Below are 25208 nucleotides of genomic sequence, written 5' to 3' on the forward strand. Positions count from 1 at the left end.
ATGACAAAGCTTTCTGATCACCGGAGATGTGATCCGATCATGAGGGCATGATCATGCTAAATAAATTTAAAAGAACACAAGAACAGTGGGGTGGCTCGAGTGAAGTCATCGATCACTGGCTCGATAAACGCCAAGCGCTGCTCGTAGAATACTGCAAATTAGCCTCTGGCAAACCGTGTAATAATAAGCACTCTATACCTCGTTTACCTAAAGTCACCGAAATCGGCTATTTCTGCGAACACCTCGTTGACTACATCTCTGAAGGCCACTTCAAAATTTATAATATGGTGATGGACAAATGGCGCTCAACAGGATTTGAAGCGACCGACGAAATCAACCAAACCTATGGCAAAATCGTACTCACTACTGATCCATTGCTCAGTTTTACCGATAAATATGAAAATGTGCCGGAAGACGACGACTTGGAAGAGTTCAATAGCGATCTTTCGCTCATTGGTGAGATTCTAGAAGTCCGTTTTGAAGAAGAAGACGAACTGATACAGCAAATTGCGGATAGCTTAGCAATTCCACCCGGCGCTTAAAACCTTCATTGGCCATGTTGGATCAAATAGCCTCTTATCACTGACTATTTTATATGTGAATTAGAAAAGCAAAAAGGCACCCTAGGGTGCCTTTTTCATATTCACGTTAGTGAATTACTCTTCGGTAGAGAAACCTGCGTTCAATAGAGCCGCTAGGTTATCCGTTGCTTGTTCAGCAGATGGACCTTCTTGCTCTTTGTTACGTTGGTTTTGACGCTCTTGGTGATACGCGAAACCAGTACCTGCTGGAATCAAGCGACCCACAATAACGTTCTCTTTCAGGCCGCGTAGATCATCACGCTTACCTGATACCGCCGCCTCTGTCAGTACGCGAGTCGTTTCTTGGAACGACGCTGCTGAGATAAAGGATTCGGTTGCTAGAGACGCCTTAGTGATACCAAGCAGCTCACGCTCAAAGCGTGCTGGCTCTTTACCTTCCGCTTCTAGTTCACGGTTAGCAATCTTAACTTGTGAGTATTCAACTTGCTCACCAGCCAAGAATTCAGAGTCACCAGCATGAGTAATGATACATTTACGCAGCATTTGACGAACGATCGTTTCAATGTGCTTATCGTTAATCTTAACACCTTGTAGACGGTATACTTCTTGAACCTCATTGGCGATGTATTCAGTCACTGCGTGGATACCACGTAGACGCAAGATATCGTGTGGAGACTCAGGACCGTCGGCGATAACATCACCACGCTCAACCTTCTCACCTTCAAACACGTTAAGCTGACGGTGTTTCGGAATCATCTCTTCGTAATTCTCACCGTTTTCACGAGTGATAATTAGACGACGTTTACCTTTCGTCTCTTTACCGAAGCTCACAGCACCTGTGTGTTCAGCAAGGATTGCAGGCTCTTTTGGCTTACGAGCTTCAAACAAGTCAGCAACGCGTGGAAGACCACCGGTGATGTCTCGGTTTCCGCCTGATTTCTGAGGAATACGAGCAAGCGTATCACCCACACCAACTTCTGCGCCATCTTCGATGTTGACGATCGCTTTACCCGGTAGGAAGTAATGCGCTGGCATTTCAGTACCAGGAATCATTACATCGTTACCTTGCTCATCAATCAGTTTGATAGCTGGACGCATATCTTTACCGGCAGATGGACGGGCAGCAGGTTCTGTTACTTCGCTTGAAGAAAGACCCGTTAGATCATCAGTTTGACGAGATACAGTCACACCATCAATCATATCTACAAATTGGATACGACCTGCCACTTCAGTGATGATTGGCATCGTGTGCGCTTCCCAGTTTACAACGGTTTGACCCGCTTCAACCGTATCGCCATCACCTTTGCTCAACAAAGAGCCGTAAGGTAATTTGTGTTTCTCTTTGGTACGACCAAATTCATCGATAATCGTCAACTCAGCAGCACGTGATGTAATGACCAGCTTGCCGTCTTTGTTGGTTACGAATTTCGCATTGTGCAGCTTCATTGAACCATTGTTCTTAACTTGAACACTGTTCTCAGCCGCCGCTGTCGATGCCGCACCACCGATGTGGAACGTACGCATGGTTAGCTGTGTACCTGGTTCACCGATAGATTGTGCGGCGATAACACCCACAGATTCACCTTGGTTAACCAAGTGACCACGAGCAAGGTCACGACCGTAACATTGTGAACAACAACCGAAGTCAGAATCACAGGTTACAACAGAGCGAACTTTGATCTTATCAACCGAGTTCTCTTCCATGATCTGACACCACTTCTCATCAATCAGAGTGTTACGTGGAATCAGAACATCATCAGTACCTGGCTTAAGAATATCTTCAGCAACTACACGACCTAGTGCCAACTCTGTCAGTGGAACTTTAACATCACCACCTTCAATGTGCGGCATCATGTCCACACCTTCGTGTGTACCACAATCGTGTTCAGTAACCACAACGTCTTGAGCAACGTCAACCAGACGACGAGTTAGGTAACCCGAGTTTGCTGTTTTCAGTGCGGTATCCGCAAGACCCTTACGTGCACCGTGGGTTGAGATAAAGTACTGAAGTACGTTTAGACCTTCTTTAAAGTTCGCAGTGATTGGCGTTTCGATGATTGAACCATCTGGACGCGCCATCAGACCACGCATACCTGCTAGCTGACGAATCTGTGCAGCAGAACCACGAGCGCCCGAGTCAGCCATCATGTAGATGCTGTTAAACGACTCTTGTTGTTCTTCTTCACCATCACGGTTAACCACGGTTTCAGATGATAGGTTTTCCATCATCGCTTTCGCTACGCGATCGTTGGTTGATGCCCAAATATCGATCACTTTGTTGTAGCGCTCACCCGCAGTCACCAGACCAGATTGGTACTGCTCTTGGATTTCGCGAACTTCTTCTTCTGCTTCCGAAATTTCAGTGTATTTCGCTGCAGGTACAACCATATCGTCGATACCAACAGAAACACCAGAAAGTGCTGCGTAAGCGAAACCGGTGTACATGATTTGGTCAGCAAAGATAACGGTATCTTTCAGACCAAGTTTACGGTACGCCTCGTTAAGCAGGTTAGAAATCTGTTTCTTACCTAGCTTTTGGTTAACGATGCTAAATGGCAGACCTTTCGGTACGATTTGCCACAACATTGCACGACCAACGGTAGTGTCTACCATTTTGGTCTCTGTTGTGCTGTTGCCATCTTCGTCAACAACGGTTTCAGTAATACGAACTTTTACACGAGCGTGCAATTCAGCCGTCTTGGTGCGGTATGCCTTCTCAGCCTCTTCTGGGCCAGCAAGGTACATGCCTTCACCTTTCACGTTGATCTTTTCACGTGTCATGTAGTAAAGACCCAATACAACGTCCTGAGAAGGTACGATGATCGGATCGCCTGACGCTGGCGACAGAATGTTATTTGTCGACATCATCAGTGTACGAGCTTCTAGCTGTGCTTCTAGCGTTAGAGGCACGTGTACCGCCATTTGGTCACCATCGAAGTCCGCGTTATATGCCGCACACACTAGTGGGTGTAGCTGAATCGCTTTACCTTCGATAAGTACAGGTTCAAATGCCTGAATACCAAGACGGTGAAGTGTTGGTGCACGGTTAAGTAGCACTGGGTGTTCACGGATAACTTCATCCAGAATATCCCATACAACCGCTTCTTCACGCTCTACCATTTTCTTAGCCGCTTTGATCGTAGTCGCAAGACCACGAGTTTCTAGCTTGCTGTAGATAAATGGTTTAAATAGCTCAAGTGCCATCTTCTTAGGAAGACCACACTGGTGTAGACGAAGGTATGGACCTACTGTGATTACAGAACGGCCTGAGTAGTCTACACGTTTACCAAGTAGGTTCTGACGGAAACGACCTTGTTTACCCTTGATCATATCAGCAAGAGATTTCAGAGGACGTTTGTTAGAACCTGTGATCGCACGACCACGACGACCGTTATCAAGAAGCGCATCAACAGACTCTTGCAGCATACGTTTTTCGTTACGTACGATGATGTCCGGAGCCGCTAGCTCTAGAAGACGTTTCAAACGGTTGTTACGGTTGATCACACGACGGTATAGATCGTTCAAATCAGATGTCGCAAAACGACCGCCATCTAGTGGTACTAGAGGACGTAGATCTGGCGGAAGAACAGGAAGAACGGTTAGGATCATCCATTCTGGATTGTTACCAGACGCCACAAATGCTTCAACTAACTTAAGACGTTTCGTGATCTTCTTACGTTTCGTTTCAGAGTTTGTTGACTCTAATTCTTCACGCATTTGCTCAGCTTCAGCCTGAAGATCCATTGCCGCTAGAAGATCTTTGATGGCTTCAGCACCCATCTTAGCAGTGAATTCATCACCCCATTCTTCTAGACGATCTAGGTATTCTTCTTCAGTTAGCATCTGACCTTTTTCAAGATCAGTCATACCTGGCTCAGTCACGACGTACATTTCAAAGTAAAGTACGCGTTCGATATCACGCAGTGGGATATCCATCAACAAACCGATACGAGACGGCAGTGATTTGAGGAACCAGATGTGAGCAACAGGAGAAGCTAGCTCGATGTGGCCCATGCGGTCACGGCGAACTTTAGTTTGCGTGACTTCAACGCCACACTTCTCACAGATAACACCACGGTGTTTCAGGCGCTTGTATTTACCACAAAGACATTCGTAATCTTTTACTGGACCAAAAATACGCGCACAGAAAAGACCATCGCGCTCAGGCTTGAACGTACGATAGTTGATCGTTTCAGGTTTTTTAACTTCACCAAAAGACCATGAACGGATCATGTCTGGTGAAGATAGACCGATTTTGATTGCATCAAATTCTTCGGTCTTATGCTGTGCTTTTAGAAAGTTTAATAAGTCTTTCACAATCAGCTCCTGTAAGGAGTTAAAAAGGAGCCCACCGCAACAGTGAGCACCTTTCTACCAGATAATCCCGTGGGGATTACTCTTCGTCTTCTAGCTCGATGTTGATACCTAGCGAGCGAATCTCTTTCAACAATACGTTGAACGATTCTGGCATACCAGGTTCCATCGAATGGTTTCCGTCGACGATGTTCTTATACATCTTCGTACGGCCGTTAACGTCATCAGACTTAACGGTTAGCATTTCTTGTAGAGTGTAAGCCGCACCGTATGCTTCCAGTGCCCATACTTCCATCTCACCGAAGCGCTGACCACCAAACTGAGCTTTACCACCAAGCGGTTGTTGAGTAACCAAGCTGTAAGAGCCGGTTGAACGCGCGTGCATCTTATCATCAACCAAGTGGTTCAGTTTGAGCATGTACATGTAACCAACGGTAACCGGGCGCTCAAATGCATCACCAGTACGACCATCAAACAAGGTTAACTGACCTGATTCTGGCAAGTCTGCCAATTTCAGTAGGTTCTTGATTTCTGGTTCAGTCGCACCGTCAAAGACAGGCGTTGCTACTGGCAGACCACCACGTAGGTTAGAGATCAGTGTACGAACTTCATCATCCGTTAGGCTTGCCACATCGATCTTCTGACGTGTCTCACCAAGATTGTACACTTGTTGCAAGAAGTCACGGAACTTCGCTAACTCTTGCTGCTCTTTGACCATTTGGTTGATCTTGTCACCGATACCTTTCGCTGCCAGACCTAAGTGAACTTCTAGGATCTGACCGATGTTCATACGCGACGGTACACCCAGTGGGTTTAGCACGATATCAACAGGTTGACCTTTTTCATCATAAGGCATGTCTTCAACAGGGTTAATCTTAGAGATAACACCCTTGTTACCGTGACGACCCGCCATCTTATCACCAGGTTGAATGCGACGTTTAACCGCTAAGTAAACTTTAACGATCTTCAGTACGCCTGGTGCAAGATCATCACCTTGAGTGATCTTACGACGCTTGGTTTCAAATTTCTTATCGAATTCCGCTTTTAGCTCATCGTTTTGCTCTGCTAGTTGTTCTAGCTGAGATTGAAGTGCATCATCTTCAAGCGTTAGCTCAAGCCACTTCTTACGGTCGATGCTGTCAAGCTTCGCTTCAGAATATCCACCTTCAAGCAGAACAGACTTAACGCGAGCCAGTAGACCACCTTCCAGAATCTGGAATTCTTCGGTCAAATCTTTCTTCGCTTCTTTAAGCTGCATTTGCTCGATTTCAAGCGCACGCTTGTCTTTCTCTACGCCATCGCGAGTAAAGACTTGAACGTCGATGATGGTACCTGAAACTGAGTTTGGTACACGCAGTGAAGTGTCTTTCACATCCGATGCTTTTTCACCGAAGATCGCACGTAGTAGCTTCTCTTCTGGCGTTAGCTGAGTTTCACCTTTTGGTGTTACTTTACCAACTAGGATGTCGCCACCCTTAACTTCAGCACCAATGTAAACGATACCTGACTCGTCCAATTTAGACAGAGCCGATTCACCTACGTTTGGAATATCCGCTGTGATCTCTTCTGCGCCAAGCTTAGTATCACGCGCCACACAAGAAAGCTCTTGAATGTGGATAGTCGTGAAACGGTCTTCTTGAACAACACGTTCAGAAACAAGGATCGAGTCCTCGAAGTTGTAACCGTTCCAAGGCATGAATGCGATACGCATGTTTTGGCCAAGCGCCAACTCACCAAGGTCAGTTGAAGGACCATCTGCAAGAACATCACCACGCAACACTAGTTCACCAGGCATCACACAAGGACGTTGGTTAATACAAGTGTTTTGGTTCGAACGTGTGTATTTAGTCAGATTGTAGATATCGATACCCGCTTCACCAGGAATCAATTCATCATCATTGACCTTCACGACGATACGTGATGCGTCAACAGACTGAATCACACCACCACGTTTAGCAACTGCCGTAACACCAGAGTCAACAGCGATATTGCGTTCAATACCGGTACCAACAAGTGGTTTCTCTGCTTTCAGAGTCGGTACTGCCTGACGTTGCATGTTCGCACCCATCAAGGCACGGTTCGCATCATCGTGTTCTAGGAACGGGATAAGCGATGCCGCGATAGATACAACTTGGTTCGTTGCAACGTCCATGTAGTTAACATGGTCACGTGGGTGAAGACCGGATTCACCTTTTTGACGTGCTGTGATCAACTCGTCTGCAAATGTGCCGTCTTCGTTTAATTTTGTGTTCGCCTGCGCGATAACAAATTGGCCTTCTTCGATAGCAGATAGGTAATCTACTTCGTCAGTCACCACGTTATCGACAACGCGACGGTATGGGGTTTCTAGGAAACCAAACTCATTACAACGAGCAAACGCTGATAGTGAGTTAATCAAACCGATGTTTGGACCTTCCGGCGTTTCGATAGGACATAGACGACCGTAGTGAGTTACGTGTACATCACGTACTTCGAAACCAGCACGTTCACGAGTTAGACCGCCAGGACCCAATGCAGAAATACGACGTTTGTGCGTGACTTCTGAAAGCGGGTTGTTTTGGTCCATAAATTGTGAAAGCTGAGAAGAACCAAAGAATTCTTTAACAGCCGCTGAAATCGGCTTAGCATTGATCAAGTCTTGAGGCATGATCGCATCAAGATCACCAAGGCTTAGGCGCTCTTTCACAGCACGCTCAACACGAACCAGACCAACACGGAATTGGTTCTCGGCCATTTCACCAACGCTACGGATACGACGGTTACCTAGGTGGTCGATATCATCAACCTCACCTTTACCGTTACGAATCGCGATAAGCTTCTTCATCACTTCGATGATGTCGGTTTCGTCTAGCGTACCTTGATCTTGTGCATCTTCACGACCGATAGAGCTGTTGAACTTCATACGGCCAACAGTCGATAGATCGTAACGCTCTTCAGAGAAGAACAAACTTTCAAACAACGCTTCAGCCGCTTCTTTCGTTGGCGGCTCGCCAGGGCGCATCATGCGATAGATTTCAACTAGCGCAGAAATGCGGTCAACAGTGCTATCAATACGCACCGTTTCCGAGATAAACGGACCATGGTCAAGGTCGTTAGTGAACAACGTTTGCAGTGCTTTATGACCAGCTTGAGACAAGTTCGCTAGAGCTTCTAACGTGATCTCTTGGTTCGCAGCAATGATAACTTCGCCAGTTGCTTCGTTGATATAATCTTTAGAAGAAACTTTACCTACGATGTACTCAACAGGTACTTCGATATGTTCAACGTTGTCTTTTTCAAGTTGGCGAATGTGACGCGCAGTCACACGACGACCTTGCTCAACGTAAACTTTACCGTCTGCTTCAATATCAAACGTTGCCGTTTCACCACGTAGACGCTCAGGTACCAACTCCATCAATAGAGTTTGGTCTTTAACTTGGAAGTTCACTTTTTCGAAGAAAGTATCCAAAATTTCTTCGGTAGACTTACCAAGTGCGCGCATGATGATTGACGCTGGCAGTTTACGACGACGGTCAATACGTACGTATAAGTTGTCTTTAGGGTCAAATTCGAAATCTAACCATGAACCACGGTAAGGAATAATACGCGCGTTATACAGTACTTTACCTGATGAGTGGGTCTTACCCTTATCGCTGTCGAAGAATACGCCAGGGCTTCTGTGCAGCTGGGATACGATAACCCTCTCGGTACCATTAATTACGAAGGTACCATTGTCTGTCATGAGTGGAATTTCACCCATGTAGACTTCTTGTTCTTTAATGTCTTTTACAGTACCTGCTGGCGCGTCTTTATCAAAAATAACCAAGCGCAGTTTTACGCGTAGTGGTTTTGAATAAGTTACACCGCGAATTTGACATTCTTTAACGTCAAAAACTGGCTCACCAAGACGGTAGCTAACGTATTGCAGCTCAGAGTTGCCGTTGTAGCTCTGAATTGGAAATACAGAACGGAAAGCAGCCTCAAGACCATATTGCCCTTCAGGATCCTGTTCGATGAACTTGTCGAACGAATCGAGCTGGATCGATAGCAGGTATGGAATGTCCAACACTTGTGGACGAGTACCAAAGTCCTTACGGATGCGCTTTTTCTCGGTATAAGAGTAAACCATGGGGTTCCTCAGCTCGCTGATAAGTGACCCAAACTGTCTCTCATTCTTTATGAGACAGTGACTAACAACTGTTTTTATGTAGTGACACTTCATTGTGTAGAAACGAAATGTTTTTTGCTGGATAAAGGCGCTTAAACAGCGGGAAAAATCGCCTATACCCTACAGCGCAAAAAGGCCGGTGGTCAATAAACCACCAGCCATTAGCCGTTAGGCTAAGAGATTAAGTATAAATTACTTGATCTCAACAGATGCACCAGCTTCTTCTAGTTGAGCTTTAAGAGCTTCAGCTTCTGCTTTCTCAATACCTTCTTTAAGAGGTGCTGGAGCGCCGTCAACTAGAGCTTTAGCTTCTTTAAGACCTAGGCCAGTTGCGCCACGTACTGCTTTGATAACAGCAACTTTGTTACCGCCAGCAGCAGTAAGAACTACGTCAAACTCAGTTTGCTCAGCAGCAGCTTCGCCGCCAGCAGCGCCGCCAGCTACAACAGCAGCAGCAGCAGAAACGCCGAATTTTTCTTCCATCGCTTCGATAAGTTCAACAACTTGCATTACAGACATTTCTGCAACTGCGTCTAGGATTTGCTCGTTAGTAATAGACATAACAATTCTCTTTTAAGTCAACAATAATTTTATTTTGCAACCAGTAAAAAGCAAGCTTTATTAAGCAGCTTCTTGTTTTTGATCGCGGACAGCAGCGATAGTACGTACCAGCTTGCCAGCAGAAGCTTCTTTCATGCACATCATTAGGCGTGCAATTGCTTCATCGTAAGTTGGTAGTGTCGCTAGTACGTTAGCGTCAGTAACTGCGCCTTCAAATGCAGCAGCTTTAACCTCGAATGTGTCGTTCTCTTTAGCGAAGTCTTTGAAAAGACGCGCTGCAGCACCTGGGTGCTCGTTAGAGAACGCAATCAAAGTAGGACCAGTGAAAGTGTCAGTTAGACACTCGTAGTCAGTACCTTGAACCGCACGGCGTGCTAGAGTGTTACGCACAACTCGCATGTAAACGCCCGCTTCACGCGCTTGTTTACGTAGAGCTGTCATTGCGCTTACTTCAACGCCACGAGAGTCAGCTACAACTGCAGAAAGTGCACCACTGGCTGCTTCGTTGACTTCAGCAACAATTGCTTTTTTGTCTTGAAGATTTAAAGCCATCTTGGATTTACTCCTGGTTGTCGATACACCACTCACTATTATCACAACAGTGAGAGCTATTGAGGTGCGTCCCAGAAGAAAGGAAACCCATTCTTTAATATAAAAAATGAAATCTTTCTGTCAGGTTCGGGCACCATCTACGTAGGACAATTAAGTTAATCAAAATTGAATAACACCTACGGTCTTGGACGGAGACTGGGTCATCATCAGCAAACGAATTTGCTCATCAAAGTTCAGCCCCAACCACAAATATTAGGCGCGAAATTATACATGAATTTCGCGCCTAGGCAAACAAATTAAGCTTGAGTGTTCAGAGTAGCCTGATCCACTGCAACGCCAGCACCCATAGTTGTAGAGATGCTAACTTTCTTCAGGAAAGTACCTTTCGCTGAAGATGGTTTTGCTTTCTTGATTGCAATAAGAAGAGCTTCTAGGTTCTCTTTCAATTGGTCAGTTTCGAAAGAAACTTTACCAATTGTAGTGTGAACGATGCCGTTCTTGTCGTTACGGTAACGAACCTGACCCGCTTTAGCGTTCTTAACTGCTTCAGCAACGTTAGGAGTTACAGTACCAACTTTAGGGTTTGGCATAAGACCACGAGGACCAAGAATAGTACCTAATTGACCGACAACGCGCATTGCATCTGGAGAAGCAACAACAACGTCAAAGTCCATTACGCCTTTCTTAACTTGCTCAGCTAGATCTTCCATACCCACTAGGTCAGCGCCAGCTTCTTTCGCAGCTTCAGCGTTTGCACCTTGAGTGAATACAGCAACGCGGATTTCACGACCAGTACCGTGAGGTAGTACAGTTGCACCACGTACGTTTTGGTCAGATTTACGAGCGTCGATACCTAGGTTTACAGCAACGTCCACAGACTCAACGAATTTTGCAGTTGCAAGTTCTTTAAGAAGAGCAACAGCTTCGTTGATTTCGTATTCTTTAGTCACTTCCACTTTTTCGCGGATAGTGCGCATGCGCTTAGTTAGTTTTGCCATGATCTTAACCCTCTACCACTAGGCCCATTGAACGAGCAGTACCTGCGATAGAACGTTTCATCGCTTCGATGTCAGCACCAGTCATATCCGCAGCTTTAGTTTCTGCGATTTCTTGGATTTGCGCGTCAGTCACAGTACCCACTTTTTCAGTGTTTGGACGACCAGAACCAGACTTAACGCCTGCTGCTTTCTTAAGAAGAACGGCTGCAGGTGGAGTCTTAGTGATGAACGTGAAAGAACGGTCGCTGTATACAGTGATAACAACTGGAGTCGGTAGACCTTTCTCTAGAGATTCTGTTTTTGCGTTGAACGCTTTACAGAATTCCATGATGTTAACACCGTGTTGACCTAGAGCAGGACCAACTGGTGGACTTGGGTTTGCCATACCCGCTGCAACTTGCAGCTTGATATAAGCTTCAACTTTCTTAGCCATGATATATCCTAATTTATGGGTTCAGACGCTTATCAACCGATAAGCTCCCCGCTTTTACATAAGAACTTTTCACTTCAATAGAAGCAAAAAGGCGCGAAATTATAGTCATAATTCACGCCTTATACAACCCTAAAAAGGTGATTTTTTATACTCTTTACGGGAGAGTATTAGTCGAGTTTTTCAACCTGACCAAATTCGAGTTCAACCGGTGTCGCACGACCAAAGATCGATACAGACACTTTAACGCGGCTCTTCTCGTAATCCACTTCTTCGACTGTACCGTTAAAGTCAGCAAATGGTCCTTCGTTAACACGAACCACTTCACCCGCCTCAAACATCGTTTTAGGACGCGGTGCTTCATTTGCTTTCTCAAGACGGTTCAGAATCGCATCGGCTTCCTTATCGGTGATAGGTGCCGGACGATCAGAGGTACCACCAATGAAGCCCATGACACGTGGCACACTGCGTACTAGGTGCCATGATTCATCGTTCATGATCATCTGTACCAATACGTAGCCAGGGAAGAATTTACGTTCTGACTTACGACGTTGACCTGCACGCATTTCAACGACTTCTTCAGTAGGAACTAATACTTCACCGAACAGCTCTTCCATGCCGTGCATTTTAATATGCTCACGCAGAGATTGAGCCACACGACCTTCAAATCCAGAAAAGGCTTGAACCACGTACCAGCGTTTTTTTGGAGCTTCACTCATGAATAAGAACCCTCTATACCCCAGTCACTAATGCCACTAAACGAACCATCAGCCCGTCAATGCCCCATAGTGCTAGAGCCATTACAATACTTACAGCCAAAACGATAAAAGTCGTTTGCGTTGTTTCTTGGCGAGTAGGCCAAACCACTTTACGAACTTCCATACGTGCTTCGCGAGCGAACGTGATCGCAGCTTTACCTTTAACAGTAGTAGCTAACACACCCAGCGCAGCTACAACCAGTACTACTGCACCAGCAGCACGGGCAACCACGTTTAGGTTATAATACGTAAAGTCTGAATTTGGACCACTTCCACCCAAAAGTGCGTTTCCCACAACAGCGGCAGCTAGCAGAACAAAAGCGACGATCCACTTAAATGTATCTGCGGCACTTGAGCTATCAGGAGTTTCAGCATTATTTGCTTTCATAAAACCAACCTGTCACAAGTCTTACTATAGACGACAACAACCCCGCTGTTGCAGGGCAAATCCATAAAGCACCAAGTATAATCACTTGATGCACGCTTTTATTGGCTCAGAGCAAATTCTCAACCAAAAAATTCCTGCTTTGTTGCTTTCTTGTTCAAGAAAACAACAACAATTATATGCAGTGCATAAAAAGGGCATCAAATGATGCCCTTTTTGGTGTTACTTCGTCAAATATTATTCAACGATTTTAGCTACAACACCAGCGCCTACTGTACGGCCACCTTCGCGGATTGCGAAACGTAGACCTTCATCCATTGCGATTGGAGCGATTAGCTCTACAGTCATTTGGATGTTGTCGCCTGGCATTACCATTTCTACGCCTTCTGGTAGTGAGATATCACCAGTTACGTCAGTTGTACGGAAGTAGAACTGTGGACGGTAGCCTTTGAAGAATGGTGTGTGACGACCACCTTCATCTTTAGACAGTACGTAAACTTCTGATTCGAATTTAGTGTGTGGAGTGATTGAACCTGGTTTCGCTAGTACTTGACCACGTTCAACTTCATCACGCTTAGTACCACGTAGTAGTGCACCAACGTTCTCACCCGCACGACCTTCGTCTAGAAGCTTACGGAACATTTCAACACCAGTACAAGTAGTAGTGATGGTGTCTTTGATACCTACGATAGCAACTTCGTCACCAACGGTTAGGATACCTTGCTCGATACGACCAGTTACTACTGTACCACGACCTTGGATCGAGAACACGTCTTCGATTGGCATGATGAACGGTAGGTCTACTGCACGCTCTGGCTCTGGGATGTAAGTATCTAGCGCTTCTGCTAGTTCTACAATTTTCGCTTCCCATTGCTCTTCGCCGTTTAGGGCACCTAGCGCTGAACCTTGGATTACTGGTAGGTCATCACCTGGGAAATCGTACTCAGATAGAAGTTCACGTACTTCCATTTCTACTAGTTCTAGTAGCTCTTCATCATCTACCATGTCACATTTGTTCATGAATACGATGATGTATGGGATACCAACCTGACGACCTAGAAGGATGTGCTCACGAGTTTGTGGCATTGGGCCATCTGTCGCAGCTACTACTAGGATACCACCGTCCATTTGCGCAGCACCAGTGATCATGTTTTTAACATAGTCAGCGTGTCCTGGGCAGTCTACGTGTGCGTAGTGACGAGTTGGAGTGTCGTACTCAACGTGTGAAGTCGCGATAGTGATACCACGTTCACGTTCTTCTGGAGCGTTATCGATAGATGCGAAGTCTTTAGCTACACCGCCGTAAACTTTCGCAAGAGTAGTACAGATAGCTGCAGTTAGAGTTGTTTTACCGTGGTCAACGTGGCCGATAGTACCAACGTTTACGTGCGGTTTCGTACGTTCAAATTTTTCTTTAGACATGAGTTGTCCCTCTAGGTACGGATTTAGGTGGCTTGAATGACCACGCAACCAAAAATTATTGGTAATAAACTTACTCTCAATCACTAAACTTAGTTTAGTCGAAAGAAAGTATCAAAAGGAAAACTTTGCTTAGAGCTGGTGCTGATAGGCAGACTCGAACTGCCGACCTCATCCTTACCAAGGATGCGCTCTACCACCTGAGCTATATCAGCACTCTAAATGAGTGGAGCGGGCAGCGGGAATCGAACCCGCATCATCAGCTTGGAAGGCTGAGGTAATAGCCATTATACGATGCCCGCACACGTAACTCTGAGAGCTATTTCCTTTGGAATATGGTGGAGGGGGACGGATTCGAACCATCGAAGGCAGTGCCGGCAGATTTACAGTCTGCTCCCTTTGGCCACTCGGGAACCCCTCCAAATTTTCAAAGCCATTCTCATTACTCGGTTGATTTACAACCAAAAGCAGGAAAATGGTGCCGACTACCGGAATCGAACTGGTGACCTACTGATTACAAGTCAGTTGCTCTACCTACTGAGCTAAGTCGGCATAAGTGGTGCGCATTCTATTGAATGATTTTGCCCCTTGCAATAGCTAAATTAAAAAAAAATGCTTTTTTAAAATTTTTACGCTTATTTGCTGTTTTTTCGTGCAAATTTACCGTGTTAGAGCAAATATCTCAGCTTAGTCATTTGCAATCGTCTGAGCATGATGTATGTTCGCTGCTCCCAGCTTTGCAATCAACACGAGTAAATTGATGACGCCATATCTTTCATTTAGTCGCCAAAAATGGGCAGAATTACGTAATTCTGTTGCGATGACATTGTCTGAAGACGACCTGAAAGAGCTACAAGGTGTTAATGAAAAACTCACGATGAGTGAAGCGGTTGAAATCTACCTTCCCTTAGCGCGTTTACTCAACCTCTATATCGAAGCTCGTCAAAGCCGCAATTCTGTGCTTCAGCAATTTCTGCACAATGAAGAAAAAGCTCCGCCGTTCATTATCGGTATTGCAGGCAGTGTTGCTGTTGGGAAAAGCACCACCGCTCGATTGCTGCAAGCCTTGCTATCTCGTTGGGAAAACCATCCAAAAGTCGAACTGGTGACGACCGATGGTTTTCTGTATCCGAAACGGGTTCTCGACGAGCGTGGTATCATGCAGCGCAAAGGGTTTCCAGAATCTTATGACATTCGTCGCTTGGTGGATTTTGTGTCTGACGTCAAGGCGGGTAAGCCTCACTTAACCGTCCCCGTCTATTCTCATGTCACTTACGATATTACCGATCAAGAGAAAGTGGTTGATCGCCCAGATGTGCTGATTATCGAAGGGTTGAATGTTCTACAAAGTGGGATGGATTACCCTCATGACCCACTGCGCGTTTTTGTTTCTGACTTCCTTGATTTTTCACTGTATGTCGACGCACAGAGCGACATCATTGAACAATGGTATATCGAACGTTTCTTAAAATTTAGAAAAGGCGCATTTAAAAAGCCAGGCTCCTATTTTAGCCATTACACCAAGCTGCCCGAAAGTGAGGCGATTGAAAAAGCGCGGGATATCTGGCGCTCAATCAATGGTGTCAATCTAAAACACAATATTCTGCCTACTCGTGAGCGAGCCCAGCTAATTTTGAAGAAAGGCGTCAATCACTTAGTGGAAGAGGTTCTACTCCGTAAATAGACGCTCATCTCAAGACGACGAAACCACAGCAGGGCCAAAACGATTTTCGCCCGGGGTGCCTTTGAGAAAACCACATTCCACCAGAATCCATACACCGCAAAACAGCGCAACAAACGAAATGGTCGTCTGCCAAGTCATCATCGGCTCGTCCGCCGTTGATGCAGCCACTGGCGCCGCTAAGCGACCAATCAATAATGGAACATTGAGCAATAGCCACCAACTGGATTTATTGCGATCGTGCCAACGTTTCGCTGTCATCGCTAAATCAGGGTACAACAGCACCAAAAGAATCACTGGGACTAACAAATGTGCCCACAACGGAACTAAAGTGTTCGCCAGTGAAATCAATATAATGATGGCAGCGTAATAGCACACGTTCCAAACCCAAAAGGTCTTACGCCCAATCCTTCCTTCAAAAGAAAACAGCAATGATTGAAAGTTCATAATACTCCTCTACTGACAGCTTGAATTCCAAGCTTGCTTATTGTGCTCGACGTTGAAAGGTACTTTTGTCCATATCACGAATATCGACCGTCAAGCTTTCAATCTGACCAGCACTTGCAGCCAGCAGCGCCATCAATTGGGTCGAGAGCCAAGCTTTTTGTTCCTCACTGCGACCTTCAAGTAATGAAAACGTAATATGAATAAAGTCGATACTATCCGCGGACTCCCCTACCAACCAATGGTGACAGCGTACTGCTCGGGATTTCACCGATGGAACATCAAACAGCTGACTGTCCAATGCAACCTGATGTAAATCTTCCAATAAGCCGGGAATATTCAACCGCTCTTCAACCGAATTAGAGTACTCCATGACTAAATGTGGCATAGTGTTGCTCCTTGCAACGCAGCGGATAACCAAAGTTAAGAGTGTCTCGACTAAAGTGCGTTTCGGCAACCAAAACCGACACTAGTGCTATGATTCTGTTTACTGGATCACTCACGCTGAGATCTTAGCTTTCTCGTTAGACATGATTAGAATCATGATCTAACGAATTTATTCTGTTATATTCGTTCGCAATCAATTTTGTTTTACATTTAATGAAACGGAGAAATTCCTATGCGTCGTCCTGTAGTGATGGGTAACTGGAAACTAAACGGTAGCAAAGCCATGGTCACTGAGCTGCTAACTGGTCTTAATAAGGAACTTGAAGGTGTTTCAGGTGTTGACGTTGCTGTTGCACCACCAGCACTTTACCTCGATCTTGCTGAACGCCTAATTAAAGAAGGTGGCAACAAAATTATTCTTGGTGCTCAAAACACTGATGTAAACAACAGCGGCGCATTCACTGGCGACATGTCTCCTGAAATGCTAAAAGACTTTGGCGCGACTCACATCATCATCGGTCACTCAGAGCGTCGTGATTACCACAATGAATCTGACGAGTTTGTTGCTAAAAAATTCTCTTTCCTAAAAGAAAATGGTCTAAAACCTGTTTTCTGTATCGGTGAAACGGAAGCACAAAACGAAGCGGGCGAAACTGAAGCAGTATGTGCACGTCAAATCAACGCAGTGATCGACGCTTACGGCGTTGAAGCGCTAAACGGTGCAATCATCGCTTACGAACCAATCTGGGCTATCGGTACTGGTAAAGCTGCAACAGCAGACGATGCACAGCGCATCCACGCTTCTATTCGTGCACTGATTGCAGCGAAAGACGCAGCAGTCGCTGAGCAAGTTATCATCCAATACGGTGGTAGCGTTAAGCCAGAAAACGCAGAAGCTTACTTCTCACAACCAGACATCGATGGTGCTCTTGTTGGTGGCGCATCTCTTGATGCGAAAAGCTTCGCTGCGATTGCAAAAGCAGCGGCAGCAGCAAAAGCTTAATTCGTTTAAGTATTTGTCGATAAAAGGCCAGCATTGCTGGCCTTTTTGTTTTGCGCTATCCCCCTTCTCGATGATCGAGTATCCTAACGTTTTTCCCTGCAAGCGACTCGATTTATGAAGGACAAACACGGCCTGCTGACTGGCTCCATTCCCAACGTTCTGCGTCAAATGACGATTCCGATGACGTTTGGATTAGTCTCTGTGCTGATGTTTAATCTTGTCGATACCTTCTTTATTTCGTTATTAGGCACAGATGCCTTAGCCGCCATCAGTTATACCTTTCCAGTCACTTTTGCAGTTAACTGCATTACCATGGGGATGGGGATTGGTATCTCGACAAGCATTGGACGCCTACTGGGACAAAATCAGCCTCAAGATGCCGCTCGTTTGGCAACGCATGGCTTGTTACTGGCGTTTATCTTAGTCTCTCTCGCTTCGCTGCTGGGTCTGGCCACCATAACGCCACTGTTTAATCGGCTTGGCGCAGATGCCAACCTCCTGCCGCTTATCGAGCAATATATGCAGGTTTGGTATTTAACGGTGCCGCTGTTGGTTCTTCCCATGGCGGGTAACAGTGCGATTCGCGCCACGGGTGACACCAAAACGCCAGCCAAACTGATGATGCTATCCGGGCTTATTAACGGTGTACTCGATCCTCTACTCATTTTTGGCCTAGGTCCCTTTCCTGAGCTGGGGATTCAAGGCGCAGCGATAGCCAGCGCTTTCAGTTGGTTAGGGGCGCTGCTCGGCTCCGCCTACATGTTGATTTATCGAGATAAGTTACTGGCGATGCCGTCTTTACGACGCTTGACTCAAGATTGGGGACTCATCCTTCGCATAGGCACACCTGCTGCTTTTTCTAATGCGATGACGCCATTGTCTGGCGCTCTACTTATGGTGATGATTTCAGAGAGTGGAAAAACCGCGGTGGCAGCCTATGGCGCAGCGCAGCGCGTCGAATCCATTTTGATCTTGGTATTGATGTCGCTCACCTCGGCATTAACACCCTTTATGGCGCAAAATCTCGGCGCAGAAAACCCGCAGCGCAGCTTCGCCGGGCTGTTTCTGAGTATGCGTTTTTCAGTACTGTTTCAAATCATGATCTTTGTGATGATGGTGCCTTTGAGTATTCCACTCTCCGCGCTATTTTCTCAGGAGCAAAGTGTTCGTGACCTGCTCTGGCACTATCTGTTAGTGGTTCCAGTGAGCTACGGCTTTCAAGGCATTGTGATGATGCTAGTGTCTGCGCTCAATGCCCTGCACCAGCCGCTACGTGCTTTTCAATGGAACTTTATGCGCTTATTTCTCTTTGTGCTCCCGTGCGCTTGGATGGGAAGCCAGCTCTATGCCATTGAAGGCCTGTTCATTGGAATAGGCGTCGGTAACATTGCGGCCGGAGTGTTTGGGTACCTGTATGCATTGCGCTTACGACGCCAACATTGCTCTCCGTTGCCAGTTTAATCACCCAGAAACAAAAACAGCTGGCATCTAGCCAGCTGTTCACCGAGCGGATTGGCATTACACTAATTCGTCATCTTCCTCTTCATCCAACTCATCGTCGACAATATTCATATCGACATCAAGTGGCTCTTGAGAGAGTATAATGCCGGTATTATCGGCATAAAGGTAATCTTCCGGTAGAAACGTTACGCCACCGAAATTGACTGGAATATCCACATCACCGACGCCTTGAGCGGTTGCACCAACCGGAATCGATGCTAATGCCTGAATTCCAATATTCATATCTTCAAGCTCATCGACTTCTCGCACACAGCCGTATACAACGATACCTTCCCAGTCATTTTCCTCAGCGATTGAGGCGATTTCAGCGTCGACCAGCGCGCGGCGCAAAGAGCCACCACCGTCAATCAGTAGCACGCGGCCTTCACCGTCCTGCTCCAGAACTTCTCGAATGACACTATTATCTTCGAAGCACTTAAGAGTGGTTATTTGCCCAGCAAACGACGCACTGCCGCCGAAATTACTGAACATAGGTTCTACTACATCGACTTGTTCGAGATAAATATCGCATAGAGCTGAGGTATTGTATTCCATAGCGTCTCTTCTTTATTACCGATCGTCACGTCTTTCGAGTATATCGAGTCATTGTGTCTTTGCAATGACAATACGCAAATTAACTGACGAGAGTTTGCGCTATAACCACGCCTGCAAACAACAGGTTAGTGACAACAGAGCACTTAACAACCACTGGTAGCATTGGCGCAATTTGCGCTGGCTGAGTGGCAACCCATACTGCTTTACCATGGCGAAAAAGCACCACAATACTGAGTAAGAACGGTAGACAAATCCAGACAGGACTTGGCTGTAACAGCAGATACGCGAGGAACGTGATTAACGCGCCTGACAGCAACGCAAAGTGATACTGCTTGGCTCGTTTTTGGCCAAGACGAACTGCAACGGTACGTTTACCGCATACCAGATCATTTTCGATATCACGCAGATTATTGATGTTAAGTACCGCAACGGCTAAGAACCCACAGCCAAGTGCAGGCAAAATCAACGAGTAGTCAACGATTCCGGTATGCAGAAAATAGGTGCCAGCCACTCCCAATAAACCAAAAAAGACAAACACCGAAACATCGCCCAACCCAACATACCCATAGGGCTTACTGCCCATGGTATAAGCAATCGCCGCGAAAATAGCGAGTAATCCGAGGCAAATGAAGGTTAAGATACTTTGCAAGGAATCCAACGCATAAAAGACGAGCGCTAACCCAGCAAGAATCGTTAATACAATATTAAAGCCAATGGCTTGCTTCATGACTCTTGGCGTGACCATCCCCGTTTGCATGGCGCGAACAGGGCCGATACGTGATTCATTATCGGTGCCTTGCACTGAGTCCCCATAGTCATTCGCGAGATTGGAAAGGATTTGCAGTAATGTCGCGGTCAAAAACGACAGCCCCGCGATCATCCAAGAGAAATGATCAGAAGCAAACGCAAGGACACTTCCCGTGGTGATTGAAATCAAAGCCAATGGAAGCGTTTTCGGTCTGGCCGCTTCATACCAGATACGGATCGAATCTTTCATAACTTGAATACTAGCGGCTTATCGATAAGTGAGAATTGTGTCACATCATATTTTGTGTCACAAAAATAAAAAAGACCACCGAAGTGGTCTTTTTCAACAATATTTCAATTACTTCACACGGCTCACATATTCCGCGCTACGCGTATCAACTTTGATAACTTCGCCAATTGCAATAAATAGTGGAACACGTACCACAGCGCCAGTGCTTAATGTCGCCGGCTTACCACCTGTACCTTGCGTGTCACCTTTCAGACCAGGGTCGGTTTCTACCACTTCTAGCTCAACAAAGTTTGGTGGCGTCACCGCGATTGGGTTACCGTTCCAAAGCGTTAGCATACAAGTATTGTTTTCTACCAACCATTTCGCATTGTCACCAATCGCTTTCATGTCTGCAGCGATTTGTTCAAACGTTTCTGCGTTCATGAAGTGGTAGAATTCACCATCGTTGTACAAGTAATCTAGGTCGATATCCATGACATCGGCAGTTTCAACCGTCTCACCAGACTTAAAGGTTTTTTCCAATACTTTACCAGAAAGCAGTTTACGGATTTTTACACGGTTGAACGCTTGACCTTTACCCGGTTTCACATACTCGTTTTCGAGAATGACACACGGCTCATTATCAAGCATAATTTTAAGACCGCCTTTAAATTCATTCGTGCTAACAGTAGCCATTATTTCCTCTTACCATCTTCGAGTTAATTTTAAATGCCGCATATCATAACCCGAAAAGTCGACGCTGTTGAGCAAAACTGGCTCAAACAGTTAGCGAATGGGATCTCTGATCCTGAAACCTTGCTCAAATCTTTGAACATTGATCCTTCGCCATGGCAACACGGATTTGAAGCTCGAAAGCTTTTTGCGCAGCGTGTGCCGCAAAGTTTTATCGATCGCATGGAAAAAGGCAATCCCAAAGACCCTTTATTACGTCAGGTCTTACCGCTAAGCGAAGAATTTGAGGTTCATGACGGTTATTCGGCGGATCCCCTTGAGGAGCAAGACAATGCTGTACCTGGATTGCTGCACAAGTATCGCAATCGTGCGCTAATGATCGTCAAAGGGGGCTGTGCGATTAATTGTCGTTATTGTTTTCGCCGCCATTTCCCATATCAAGATAACCCGGGAAACAAACTCGGCTGGCAACAGTCACTCAACTACATTGAACATCACTCAGAGTTGAATGAAGTGATCCTCTCTGGAGGCGACCCGTTAATGGCAAAAGATACCGAACTCAGTTGGCTGGTTGAACGCTTGGCGACGATTCCCCACCTTAAGCGGCTGCGCATTCATTCCCGATTACCTGTCGTCATTCCCGCTCGCGTTACCGAAGCGTTACTCAAACTACTTGCAAGCACGCGGTTACAAGTCATCTTTGTTACGCACATTAACCATGCGAATGAGATTGATGAAACCCTTCGTCATGCGATGACCAAACTCAAGCAAGCGGGCGTAACCCTACTTAATCAAAGTGTGCTGCTCAAAGGCGTGAATGATAACGTGGAAGCGCAGGTCGCTTTGAGTGAAGCGCTGTTCGATGCAGGAATCCAACCCTATTACCTTCACGTTCTCGACAAGGTTCAGGGCGCGGCGCATTTTTATGTCAGTGATGATAAAGCACGTCAATTGATGGCTGGATTAATCACTCAAGTATCAGGGTACTTAGTACCGAAACTAACTCGTGAAATCGGCGGTCGGCCAAGTAAAACGCCACTTGATCTCCACCTTGAATAATTAATCGTCACCATAGAAATATTTTGTTCGCCTCACCCTTAGGGTGTATGCATACTTCGCCCATTCTATGGGGAAGATAACAATGAATAACGAACTTTCATCTTGGTTCGATCTCGGACCATTTAGCTGGTCAGCACTACTTTGCTGCGCAATCAACGGCGTACTGATCGGTGCAGAGCGTCAAACACGTGGTAAACCTGTGGGCATTCGCACCGCCATTTTGATCATATCCGGTACCTATTTATTTATGTCGATGGCGGTGTCTTTATCACCGAATACTTTGGATCAAGCACGAGTGCTCGGGCAAATCATTACCGGCGTGGGCTTTTTGGGCGCCGGGGTCATGATGACTCAAGATGGAAAAATTCATGGTGTCACATCCGCTGCTGTCATTTGGGTATTGGCCGCGCTCGGTATGATGATTGGGCTTGGTCATATGCAGCAATCGGTGCTGTTAACCGTACTGGCGTTAGCGGTGTTGCTTGGTGTAGATAAAGCGGAGAATCGGATTCACGCCTTACGACGTGGTGTACATCAACGTATCAAACGGCGTAAACGTCCGCGCCGCGGTACGGCGGAAGAACTTCCTGACCTAAAATAAGATGAAAAAAACCACCTTCTAACAGGTGGTTTTTTGTTTTACTTTTTACTCGTGGATTAGAACAATTCTTGAGCCACTTGATATAAGTCATCACGTACAGGGCGTTTCATATTTTCAATCGCATCAATGATATCGTGGTGCACAAGCTGCTCTTTCACGATACCCACACAGCGACCGCCATGACCTTCAAGTAACAAATGCACCGCGTAGTTGCCCATTCGAGAAGCCAAAACACGGTCAAATGCCGTTGGTCGACCACCACGCTGAATATGACCAAGTACAGTGGCGCGTGTTTCACGGCCCGTTGCCATTTCAATTTCTTTTGCCAGTACGTTTGCGTCCATCATCAACTCAGTCAGAGCAATGATGGCATGCTTCTTACCTTTCTTGATGCCATCTTGTACATTGGCAATCAACTTCTCTTTATCAAGGCCGGTTTCAGGGCTGATAATGTACTCACAACCACCAGCAATCGCTGACATTAAGGTCAAATCACCACAGTGACGTCCCATGATCTCAACAATAGAAATACGTTGGTGTGAAGAGGAGGTATCACGCAGACGATCAATGGCATCAATAACCGTATTTAGCGCCGTTAGATAACCAATAGTGTAATCCGTACCAGCGATGTCGTTATCAATCGTGCCAGGTAGACCGATACATGGATAGCCCATTTCTGTTAGCTTTTTCGCGCCCATGTATGAGCCATCACCACCAATCACAACCAGTGCGTCAATGTCATGCTTTTTCAGGTTCTCGATCGCTTGCTGACGAACAGCTTCTTCTTTGAACTCAGGAAAACGAGCAGAACCTAAAAAGGTACCGCCTTTGTTAATCACATCAGAAACACTAGAGCGATCAAGCTTTACGATACGATCTTCATACAGACCTAGATAACCGTCATAAACACCGTACACTTCTAGGCCTTCAGATAACGCAGTACGAACAACACCGCGAACTGCTGCGTTCATGCCTGGTGCGTCACCACCACTCGTTAAGACACCGATTTTCTTAATCATGCTCACCCTCGATTATATGGGAATCAAATTTCAAAAAAAGTTGCGTCATTCGCTTTAAGCCAATGATCAATAATTGTTTAGTTTGTTGATTATGTTACTCGTACTGGATAGGAATACTACTGATATTTATCCAGATGTACGTAACTTTTTTACTTCTGTAATTGTATTACAGCTCACTGCCTCACTTTGTTGATAAATGTCAGTATCCATCGATTTATCGCTCACTAACAACGTAGACAATAACTGTGTATTTGTCCTAATCCAACCCATCACCATTGTTGAGAATAGTCGGTGTCTCTTGCTCATGAACCAAAGAGTAAGGGTCTTGGTGGATTAAGATGTCGGAGTCGGGAAATGCCGAAAATAAGAGAGCCTCGACTCTATCGGCAATTTGATGGGCTTCAAGTAATGAAATCCTATCTTCCATTTCTAGGTGCAACTGAATAAAACGAATCGGCCCTGACATACGCGTCCGAATATCGTGGACACCAAGAACCCCTTGTACCGACACGCTGATATCACGAATTTGTGCCACTTCATGTTCAGGAAGCTGACGGTCGAGCAAGGTTTGAATCGCAAGGTAGACCATTTTTGCTGCGCTATAAAGAATGTACCCACCAATTCCAATCGCAAATATCGCATCAGCTTGTTTGAGCCCAAACCAACTGAGAATCAGTGCCACCATGATGGCCGCGTTCATATAAAGATCGGATTGATAATGTAATGAGTCCGCCTCTATCGCTTGACTGCCCGTTTTTCTCACCACGTATTTTTGAAAACGCACAAGGCTGAAGGTGACCAAAATCGAAAACAGACTGACATAAACACCATACTGAGGAGACTGCAACTCATGGGGCCGAAAGAAGCGATCAATCCCGTTCAAAATCAAAAACATCGCGGAGCCAGAAATAAACATAGCTTGAGCCAGTGCCGCTAAGGATTCGGCCTTGCCATGACCAAATGAGTGTTCTTGATCGGCCGGCTGCAAGGCGTAGCGTAACACCACCAAATTGACCAAAGACGCAGCAATATCCAACATCGAATCAATCAATGAAGCCAATAGGCTGACCGACCCGGTGACCCACCATGCGGCTAACTTGACCACCAAAAGAAGCGTAGCAACGACGGTCGCTGTCCAAGCGGCCAAAGATACCAAGCGTGCATATTCTTGTTTCATATATAGA

22 protein-coding genes and 4 tRNA genes are annotated in these 25208 nt (G+C 45.9%); 6 read left to right on the forward strand and 20 right to left on the reverse strand.

Annotated features, from left to right (window positions below):
* The first annotated feature begins 47 nt into the window (after window positions 1-47).
* A complete protein-coding gene (gene rsd / locus M1D72_RS20260; protein WP_390197705.1) occupies window positions 48-542 on the forward strand; it encodes a sigma D regulator in 495 nt (164 codons plus the stop codon).
* A gap of 114 nt (window positions 543-656) precedes the next feature.
* Here the strand turns inward: rsd and rpoC are convergent, their stop codons facing one another.
* The 13 genes from rpoC to M1D72_RS20325 all read right to left on the reverse strand — a co-directional run bounded on the left by rpoC (window position 657) and on the right by M1D72_RS20325 (window position 14658).
* The gene (gene rpoC / locus M1D72_RS20265) at window positions 657-4859 is read right to left on the reverse strand and encodes a DNA-directed RNA polymerase subunit beta' (protein ID WP_456296322.1); all 4203 of its coding nucleotides are present in this window, start codon (window positions 4857-4859) and stop codon (window positions 657-659) included.
* A 76-nt stretch (window positions 4860-4935) separates the two neighbouring features.
* Window positions 4936-8964 carry a DNA-directed RNA polymerase subunit beta gene (gene rpoB / locus M1D72_RS20270; protein WP_456296323.1) on the reverse strand — a complete coding sequence of 1343 codons (4029 nt, stop codon included), beginning with the start codon at window positions 8962-8964 and terminating at the stop codon, window positions 4936-4938.
* A 231-nt stretch (window positions 8965-9195) separates the two neighbouring features.
* Complete coding sequence (gene rplL, locus M1D72_RS20275) at window positions 9196-9564, reverse strand: 50S ribosomal protein L7/L12 (protein ID WP_390197696.1); 369 nt, start codon at window positions 9562-9564, stop codon at window positions 9196-9198.
* 60 nt (window positions 9565-9624) lie between these two features.
* Window positions 9625-10116, reverse strand: coding sequence for a 50S ribosomal protein L10 (gene rplJ / locus M1D72_RS20280; protein ID WP_390197693.1), 492 nt, complete (start codon window positions 10114-10116; stop codon window positions 9625-9627).
* A gap of 296 nt (window positions 10117-10412) precedes the next feature.
* Window positions 10413-11114, reverse strand: a complete 702-nt coding sequence (gene rplA, locus M1D72_RS20285) for a 50S ribosomal protein L1 (protein WP_390197690.1) — start codon at window positions 11112-11114, stop codon at window positions 10413-10415.
* 4 nt (window positions 11115-11118) lie between these two features.
* Complete coding sequence (gene rplK / locus M1D72_RS20290; protein WP_334555692.1) at window positions 11119-11547, reverse strand: 50S ribosomal protein L11; 429 nt, start codon at window positions 11545-11547, stop codon at window positions 11119-11121.
* Window positions 11548-11714: 167 nt separating this feature from the next.
* A complete protein-coding gene (nusG, locus tag M1D72_RS20295) occupies window positions 11715-12263 on the reverse strand; it encodes a transcription termination/antitermination protein NusG (protein WP_390197686.1) in 549 nt (182 codons plus the stop codon).
* Window positions 12264-12276: 13 nt separating this feature from the next.
* A complete protein-coding gene (gene secE, locus M1D72_RS20300; protein ID WP_390197683.1) occupies window positions 12277-12690 on the reverse strand; it encodes a preprotein translocase subunit SecE in 414 nt (137 codons plus the stop codon).
* A 234-nt stretch (window positions 12691-12924) separates the two neighbouring features.
* Complete coding sequence (gene tuf, locus M1D72_RS20305; RefSeq protein WP_456296324.1) at window positions 12925-14109, reverse strand: elongation factor Tu; 1185 nt, start codon at window positions 14107-14109, stop codon at window positions 12925-12927.
* A 136-nt stretch (window positions 14110-14245) separates the two neighbouring features.
* Window positions 14246-14321 (reverse strand) — tRNA-Thr (locus M1D72_RS20310).
* Between the two features lie 12 nt (window positions 14322-14333).
* Window positions 14334-14408, reverse strand: a tRNA-Gly gene (locus M1D72_RS20315).
* A gap of 34 nt (window positions 14409-14442) precedes the next feature.
* Window positions 14443-14527, reverse strand: a tRNA-Tyr gene (locus M1D72_RS20320).
* A 55-nt stretch (window positions 14528-14582) separates the two neighbouring features.
* Window positions 14583-14658, reverse strand: a tRNA-Thr gene (locus M1D72_RS20325).
* Between the two features lie 208 nt (window positions 14659-14866).
* Between M1D72_RS20325 and coaA the strand changes: the two genes are divergently transcribed.
* A complete protein-coding gene (coaA, locus tag M1D72_RS20330) occupies window positions 14867-15790 on the forward strand; it encodes a type I pantothenate kinase (RefSeq protein WP_390194686.1) in 924 nt (307 codons plus the stop codon).
* A 9-nt stretch (window positions 15791-15799) separates the two neighbouring features.
* Here the strand turns inward: coaA and M1D72_RS20335 are convergent, their stop codons facing one another.
* Window positions 15800-16234, reverse strand: a complete 435-nt coding sequence (locus M1D72_RS20335) for a DUF805 domain-containing protein (protein WP_456296325.1) — start codon at window positions 16232-16234, stop codon at window positions 15800-15802.
* A 37-nt stretch (window positions 16235-16271) separates the two neighbouring features.
* Window positions 16272-16619, reverse strand: a complete 348-nt coding sequence (locus tag M1D72_RS20340) for a 5-carboxymethyl-2-hydroxymuconate Delta-isomerase (RefSeq protein WP_456296326.1) — start codon at window positions 16617-16619, stop codon at window positions 16272-16274.
* A gap of 231 nt (window positions 16620-16850) precedes the next feature.
* On the opposite strand from M1D72_RS20340, the gene tpiA reads away from it, so the two are divergent.
* Both tpiA and M1D72_RS20350 read left to right on the forward strand, forming a co-directional pair.
* Window positions 16851-17621: a triose-phosphate isomerase gene (gene tpiA, locus M1D72_RS20345; protein WP_456296327.1), complete on the forward strand. Its 771-nt coding sequence runs from the start codon at window positions 16851-16853 to the stop codon at window positions 17619-17621.
* A 114-nt stretch (window positions 17622-17735) separates the two neighbouring features.
* Entirely contained in the window at window positions 17736-19082 is a 1347-nt protein-coding gene (locus tag M1D72_RS20350; protein WP_456296328.1) for an MATE family efflux transporter, read from the forward strand.
* Window positions 19083-19139: 57 nt separating this feature from the next.
* Here M1D72_RS20350 and rraA read toward each other — a convergent pair whose 3' ends face one another.
* The 3 genes from rraA to efp all read right to left on the reverse strand — a co-directional run bounded on the left by rraA (window position 19140) and on the right by efp (window position 21348).
* A complete protein-coding gene (gene rraA / locus M1D72_RS20355) occupies window positions 19140-19676 on the reverse strand; it encodes a ribonuclease E activity regulator RraA (protein ID WP_456296329.1) in 537 nt (178 codons plus the stop codon).
* Between the two features lie 79 nt (window positions 19677-19755).
* Window positions 19756-20673, reverse strand: coding sequence for a 1,4-dihydroxy-2-naphthoate polyprenyltransferase (locus tag M1D72_RS20360; RefSeq protein ID WP_456296330.1), 918 nt, complete (start codon window positions 20671-20673; stop codon window positions 19756-19758).
* A 108-nt stretch (window positions 20674-20781) separates the two neighbouring features.
* Window positions 20782-21348: an elongation factor P gene (gene efp / locus M1D72_RS20365; RefSeq protein WP_390194669.1), complete on the reverse strand. Its 567-nt coding sequence runs from the start codon at window positions 21346-21348 to the stop codon at window positions 20782-20784.
* Window positions 21349-21381: 33 nt separating this feature from the next.
* Here efp and epmB point away from each other — a divergent pair, with 33 nt between their 5' ends.
* Both epmB and M1D72_RS20375 read left to right on the forward strand, forming a co-directional pair.
* Window positions 21382-22404 (forward strand): EF-P beta-lysylation protein EpmB, encoded by a 1023-nt coding sequence (gene epmB, locus M1D72_RS20370; protein ID WP_456296331.1) that lies wholly within the window; start codon window positions 21382-21384, stop codon window positions 22402-22404.
* 82 nt (window positions 22405-22486) lie between these two features.
* Window positions 22487-23005, forward strand: coding sequence for an MgtC/SapB family protein (locus M1D72_RS20375; RefSeq protein WP_456296332.1), 519 nt, complete (start codon window positions 22487-22489; stop codon window positions 23003-23005).
* Window positions 23006-23061: 56 nt separating this feature from the next.
* On the opposite strand, the gene pfkA is transcribed toward M1D72_RS20375, so the two are convergent.
* The gene (pfkA, locus tag M1D72_RS20380; RefSeq protein WP_456296333.1) at window positions 23062-24024 is read right to left on the reverse strand and encodes a 6-phosphofructokinase; all 963 of its coding nucleotides are present in this window, start codon (window positions 24022-24024) and stop codon (window positions 23062-23064) included.
* Between the two features lie 256 nt (window positions 24025-24280).
* On the reverse strand, window positions 24281-25201 hold the full coding sequence (fieF, locus tag M1D72_RS20385) for a CDF family cation-efflux transporter FieF (RefSeq protein ID WP_456296334.1): 921 nt from the start codon (window positions 25199-25201) through the stop codon (window positions 24281-24283).
* Between the last annotated feature and the right edge of the window lie 7 nt (window positions 25202-25208).

The organism is Vibrio sp. AK197 (genome assembly GCF_053903115.1).

Bases quoted from the DNA above. Each gene is read 5' to 3' on its own strand.
- rsd (WP_390197705.1), top strand. From the start codon at position 48: ATGATCATGCTAAATAAATTTAAAAGAACACAAGAACAGTGGGGTGGC.
- rpoB (WP_456296323.1), bottom strand. From the start codon at position 8,964: ATGGTTTACTCTTATACCGAGAAAAAGCGCATCCGTAAGGACTTTGGT.
- rplL (WP_390197696.1), bottom strand. From the start codon at position 9,564: ATGTCTATTACTAACGAGCAAATCCTAGACGCAGTTGCAGAAATGTCT.
- rplJ (WP_390197693.1), bottom strand. From the start codon at position 10,116: ATGGCTTTAAATCTTCAAGACAAAAAAGCAATTGTTGCTGAAGTCAAC.
- rplA (WP_390197690.1), bottom strand. From the start codon at position 11,114: ATGGCAAAACTAACTAAGCGCATGCGCACTATCCGCGAAAAAGTGGAA.
- rplK (WP_334555692.1), bottom strand. From the start codon at position 11,547: ATGGCTAAGAAAGTTGAAGCTTATATCAAGCTGCAAGTTGCAGCGGGT.
- nusG (WP_390197686.1), bottom strand. From the start codon at position 12,263: ATGAGTGAAGCTCCAAAAAAACGCTGGTACGTGGTTCAAGCCTTTTCT.
- secE (WP_390197683.1), bottom strand. From the start codon at position 12,690: ATGAAAGCAAATAATGCTGAAACTCCTGATAGCTCAAGTGCCGCAGAT.
- tuf (WP_456296324.1), bottom strand. From the start codon at position 14,109: ATGTCTAAAGAAAAATTTGAACGTACGAAACCGCACGTAAACGTTGGT.
- coaA (WP_390194686.1), top strand. From the start codon at position 14,867: ATGACGCCATATCTTTCATTTAGTCGCCAAAAATGGGCAGAATTACGT.
- M1D72_RS20335 (WP_456296325.1), bottom strand. From the start codon at position 16,234: ATGAACTTTCAATCATTGCTGTTTTCTTTTGAAGGAAGGATTGGGCGT.
- M1D72_RS20340 (WP_456296326.1), bottom strand. From the start codon at position 16,619: ATGCCACATTTAGTCATGGAGTACTCTAATTCGGTTGAAGAGCGGTTG.
- tpiA (WP_456296327.1), top strand. From the start codon at position 16,851: ATGCGTCGTCCTGTAGTGATGGGTAACTGGAAACTAAACGGTAGCAAA.
- M1D72_RS20350 (WP_456296328.1), top strand. From the start codon at position 17,736: ATGAAGGACAAACACGGCCTGCTGACTGGCTCCATTCCCAACGTTCTG.
- rraA (WP_456296329.1), bottom strand. From the start codon at position 19,676: ATGGAATACAATACCTCAGCTCTATGCGATATTTATCTCGAACAAGTC.
- M1D72_RS20360 (WP_456296330.1), bottom strand. From the start codon at position 20,673: ATGAAAGATTCGATCCGTATCTGGTATGAAGCGGCCAGACCGAAAACG.
- efp (WP_390194669.1), bottom strand. From the start codon at position 21,348: ATGGCTACTGTTAGCACGAATGAATTTAAAGGCGGTCTTAAAATTATG.
- epmB (WP_456296331.1), top strand. From the start codon at position 21,382: ATGCCGCATATCATAACCCGAAAAGTCGACGCTGTTGAGCAAAACTGG.
- M1D72_RS20375 (WP_456296332.1), top strand. From the start codon at position 22,487: ATGAATAACGAACTTTCATCTTGGTTCGATCTCGGACCATTTAGCTGG.
- pfkA (WP_456296333.1), bottom strand. From the start codon at position 24,024: ATGATTAAGAAAATCGGTGTCTTAACGAGTGGTGGTGACGCACCAGGC.
- fieF (WP_456296334.1), bottom strand. From the start codon at position 25,201: ATGAAACAAGAATATGCACGCTTGGTATCTTTGGCCGCTTGGACAGCG.